Origin of the sequence: Hymenobacter coccineus (assembly GCF_001816125.1) — a bacterium.
Taxonomy (GTDB): Bacteria; Bacteroidota; Bacteroidia; order Cytophagales; family Hymenobacteraceae; genus Hymenobacter; species Hymenobacter coccineus.
Map to the genome: position 1 here is coordinate 1 of NZ_MDZA01000190.1, position 4,068 is coordinate 4,068.

Annotated in this window: 4 protein-coding genes; all 4 read right to left on the reverse strand. The window is 64.0% G+C overall.

The window, feature by feature from the left end; translation table 11 throughout:
* Positions 1-150 precede the first annotated feature (150 nt).
* Positions 151-1,500: a DUF58 domain-containing protein gene (locus tag BEN49_RS12015; RefSeq protein ID WP_070743754.1), complete on the reverse strand. Its 1,350-nt coding sequence runs from the start codon at positions 1,498-1,500 to the stop codon at positions 151-153.
* A complete protein-coding gene (ybiA, locus tag BEN49_RS12020) occupies positions 1,497-2,048 on the reverse strand; it encodes a riboflavin biosynthesis intermediates N-glycosidase (protein WP_070743756.1) in 552 nt (183 codons plus the stop codon). The genes BEN49_RS12015 and ybiA overlap by 4 nt, the downstream gene beginning before the upstream one ends.
* A 128-nt stretch (positions 2,049-2,176) precedes the next feature.
* A complete protein-coding gene (locus tag BEN49_RS12025) occupies positions 2,177-3,280 on the reverse strand; it encodes an AAA family ATPase (RefSeq protein WP_239691916.1) in 1,104 nt (367 codons plus the stop codon).
* A 130-nt stretch (positions 3,281-3,410) separates the two neighbouring features.
* Positions 3,411-4,068, reverse strand: a 658-nt coding sequence (locus BEN49_RS27950; protein ID WP_498366034.1) for a DUF4350 family protein, incomplete at its 5' end; no start/stop codon positions are given.

Here is a 4,068-nt window from a genome sequence, read left to right on the forward strand (position 1 = left end):
AGGGGGCGGGCGCCTGGCCTCGGGCGCCCGGGGCCCCAATAAATGCCAAGAACAAAACAACGACGACGGACGCCCAAGGCCGAAAAATGTGCGGGGCGCCGCCTTGGTTCGCGGCGCTTGGTTTCTCGGGGCGTGGTGCCGGGGGTTGCTTCATAGTAGTCCGCGTGCCTTGAATTCCAGGTACTTGTTAATGGTGTTGACGTTCAAATCCTTGGGGGCCGTCAGCAGCGCGTGGATGCCGTAGCGCTGCAATTCGAGCACAATTTGGCGCTTTTCCTGGGCAAATTTCTCGGCGATGGTTTGGTTGTACACGTCCTCGGTGGTTTCGGCTGGGGCCCCCAGGTAGGCGCGCAGCTCGGTGTTCTCGAAGAAAACGACCAGCAGCAAGTGGTCTTGCGCGAGGCGGCGCAGGTACGGCAGCTGGCGCTGCATGCCGTGCAGGGTTTCGAAGTTGGTGAACAGCACCAGCAGGCTGCGCTGCCGCACGCGGGCCCGCACCGTGGCGTAGAGCAGCGCAAAATCCGACTCCAAATACTGCGTTTTCTGGCGGTACAGCACCTCCAGAATCTTCAGCAGGTGGCCGGGCCGGCGGTCAGCCAGCAGAGCCGCCCCGGGCTTGTTGGAAAACGTGATGAGCCCCGCTTTGTCGTGCTTGAGCAGGGCGATGTTGCTGAGCACCAGCGTGGCGTTGATGGCGTAGTCGAGCAGGCTGAGGCCGTCGAAGGGCATGCGCATCACCCGGCCCTTGTCGATGAGGCAGTACACGGGCTGAGCGCGCTCGTCCTGAAAGTGGTTCACCACCAGGGCGTCGGCCGCGCCGGTGCCGGCGCGGCGGGCAGTGGCCTTCCAGTTGAGGGTGCGCGGGTCGTCGCCGGCCACGTAGGGCCGGATTTGCTCGAACTCCTGGCTGTGGCCCACCCGCCGGATGCGCTTCACGCCCACCTCCGTGAGGCGGTTGTGGATGGCCAGCAGCTCGTACTGCCGCATCTGCAAAAACGACGGGTACACCGGCACCACCCGCTGCGCGTCGTAGCGAAACCGGCGGCGCACCAGCCCCAGCGGCGAGGCGGCGTAGATGTTCAGGGCCCCAAATTCGTATTCGCCGCGTTTGGTGGGCCGCAGCTGGTAGCGAATCACCTGCGTTTCGCCCGGCCGGATGGGGGCCCTAAACAGCACGTCGCGCCGCTGAAACTGGTGCGGAATCTCGTCAATTGTTTCCGTCTGGACGGGAAAGCGGTAGCGGTTTTCGAGGTACAGCTCCACGTCGTTGTCCGAGCCGTTGGCCAGCTTGTCGCCCAGCACCCGCCGCCCAAACACCGGGGCCCCCTGGCCCTTGGCCGGCGCGTACAGCAGCGCCGTATCGAGCCCCACTAGGGCCCCCAGCAGCAGTCCCACCACCCGCACCGGCCCCAGCAGCCACGGCAGGAAGAACGCCACCGCGAAGCCCGTGATGAGGGCCACGAGGAGCAGGAAGAAGCGGCGCGTCAGGAAAAAGCTCATCGGTTTTGCAATTGATCCCGCACTTCCATCAGCGCAAAGCCCAGCAAATTGGGGCCCCGCCAACGGTCTGGGTGCTCGGCGTCGGCTGCGTCGGCGGCCAGGCCGATGCCCCAAATCGTATCCACCGGACTGGTTTCCACTAATACCCGGTCGTTGGTTGCCAGTAGAAAGGCTGCCAGGGTTTTATGCTGGCCAAACTTGTGCAAATTGCCCTCCTTCACAATTTCGTACTTGTGCGCTTCCCATAAATCCGGCACGAAGCCGCGGATTTCGCGCCCCAGCTTCTTGGCTTCAGCGGGGCTTTTGGCGGCTAGGATTTTATCTTCAGTGGACGAATCGTTGAATAATCGGGCTTTCTCCGCCATCATCCAGTGCTCGGTGGAACGGTACGTGATGCCCGCCACCGCAAAATCAACTGGCCACCACTGGCTCAGGCAGGATTTGGTAACGGTACCATCTTTGCTGGGCTGGTTACCCCAGAAAAACAGGTATTTCACGCGGTGATTCTGCTCAAGCTGGCCAAGTAGCCAATCGGTTGAATACGTCACAACAAGCTAATTAGCAGTGGAAAAATGTAGAGACGCGACACTTTGCGTCTCGGCCGCTGAATGGTGACTCGTTCTACGGCAACCGGGCAGCGATTGAGACGCGAAGTGTCGCGTCTCTACCCCCAATCTTACCTAGGAACTTCCACCGACTGCACAATCTGCTGCACCACTTCATCCGGCGTGCTGCCTTCCATTTCGCGCTCGGGCGTGAGCAGGATGCGGTGGCGCAGCACGCTGGGGGCCAGGAACTGCACGTCTTCGGGCGTTACGAAGTCGCGGCCGCGCAGGGCGGCCAGGGCCTTGGCGCCGTTGAGCAGGGCCAGCGAGGCGCGGGGCGAGGCCCCCAGGTACAGCGCCTTGTGGGCGCGCGTTTGGCCCACGAGCTTGGCGATGTACTCAAGAATATTTGGCTCGACGCGCTGCTGGCGCACTTGCGCGCGCAGGGCCCCCAGGTCGGCGGCTGAGAGGATGGCTTGCACTGAATCGAGCGAAGCGCCGCCGAAACCGGCGTGGTGGCCCTGCAGAATCTGCACTTCTTCAGCCAGGGTGGGGTAGCCCACGTGCAGCTTGAACAGGAAGCGGTCGAGCTGGGCCTCGGGCAGGCGGTAGGTGCCTTCTTGCTCCACGGGGTTTTGGGTGGCCAGTACCAGAAACGGCTCCTGCATGGCGTAGGTGGTGCCGTCCTGCGTCACGGTGCGCTCCTCCATCACCTCAAAAAGGGCTGATTGCGTCTTGGCCGGGGCCCTATTTATCTCGTCAATCAGCACCACGCTGGCGAAAATGGGGCCCCGCCGAAACTCAAACTCGCCGGTGTTCTGCCGGAAGATGGACGTGCCCAGCACGTCGGCCGGCATCAGGTCGGGTGTAAATTGGATGCGGCTGAACGGTACGGCCAGCGTGCGCGCCAAGAGTTTGGCCATAAGGGTTTTGGCCACGCCCGGCACGCCTTCCAGCAGCACGTGCCCGTCGGCCAGCACGGCCGTGAGCAGCAGCTCCAGCAAATCGGTCTGGCCGACGATGATTTTGCCAATCTCGGCACGCACGGCTGCGGCGCGGGCCGCGAGCTGGGCAAAATCGGTGCGGGGCGCGAAGCCCGCGGCCGCTTCGGTTGCGGGCGTGGGTTCAGCCAAAGGCCCGGATTCGGCCAAAGATGCGGATTCGGCCGCTGGCGTATCATTGCCAGCGGCAAGGTCCAGCGGGGCGGCGTCGGGGGTGCGGTCGGTGGGTTCCATGCGGTAGAAAAGGGGCCCTGGGCGGCGAAAAGGGCGGTAAAAAGCCCGTTTCCAAGCCGTTAAGGCATTATAGCGGAATAGTGCAATTAGGTAAAAAAGGCGTTTCTGGGTTCAGTGCAAAACGCCAAAACTAGCTGGCTTCGCGCCGGAAATCGGTGATGGCCCGGCTGAGCTGGAGTAGTGCCCGGTCGTCGATTTGGGGCGCGGTGCGGGCGAAATTTACGAGCCGCAGCAGCTCGTCGACGCGGGCGCGGGGCAGGCCGGCCTTATGGCTCAGCCGCTCGCGGAAGTCGTTGTCGCCCAGGTCGGGGCTGGTTTCGTTGAAGCGCACCCGCAGGTAATCGAGGAACAGGGCCACCCGCTTTTCGGCAATCAGCGCGTGGTTACGGCCCTGGCGGTAGAGCCCCGCCACGGTGCGCGTGAACAGCAGCGTGGTGTTGGGCAACGGCTTGATAATGGGAATGATGCGCTGGCGGCGGCGCGCCTCCACCAGCACAAACAGTAGGGCCCCCAGCAGCGTGAGGTAGTAGGCCGCGCGCAGGGCGGGGTAGGCCAGCAGCACCCGCAGCAGCGACTGGTCGCCCAGGGGCCCCTGCTTCTGGTACTCGTCCCACCAGGCGGCGCGGGCGGGCAGGTAGGCCAAGGCTCCGGCGGCAAAGCTGGCGGTGCGGGGCCGCAGCAAGTAGTAATTGGTGAAGGCCAGCGGCACCGAGCAGAGGTAGAAATGGCCCGCGCCGTGGTCGAGGCGGATGAGCACGGCGCGGCCCTGGGCATCGGTGGCCAGGGTG

What these genes read in the sequence shown, in the direction of transcription:
- BEN49_RS12025 (WP_239691916.1), bottom strand. Translation starts at nt 3,280, where the DNA reads ATGGAACCCACCGACCGCACCCCCGACGCCGCCCCGCTGGACCTTGCC.
- BEN49_RS12015 (WP_070743754.1), bottom strand. Translation starts at nt 1,500, where the DNA reads ATGAGCTTTTTCCTGACGCGCCGCTTCTTCCTGCTCCTCGTGGCCCTC.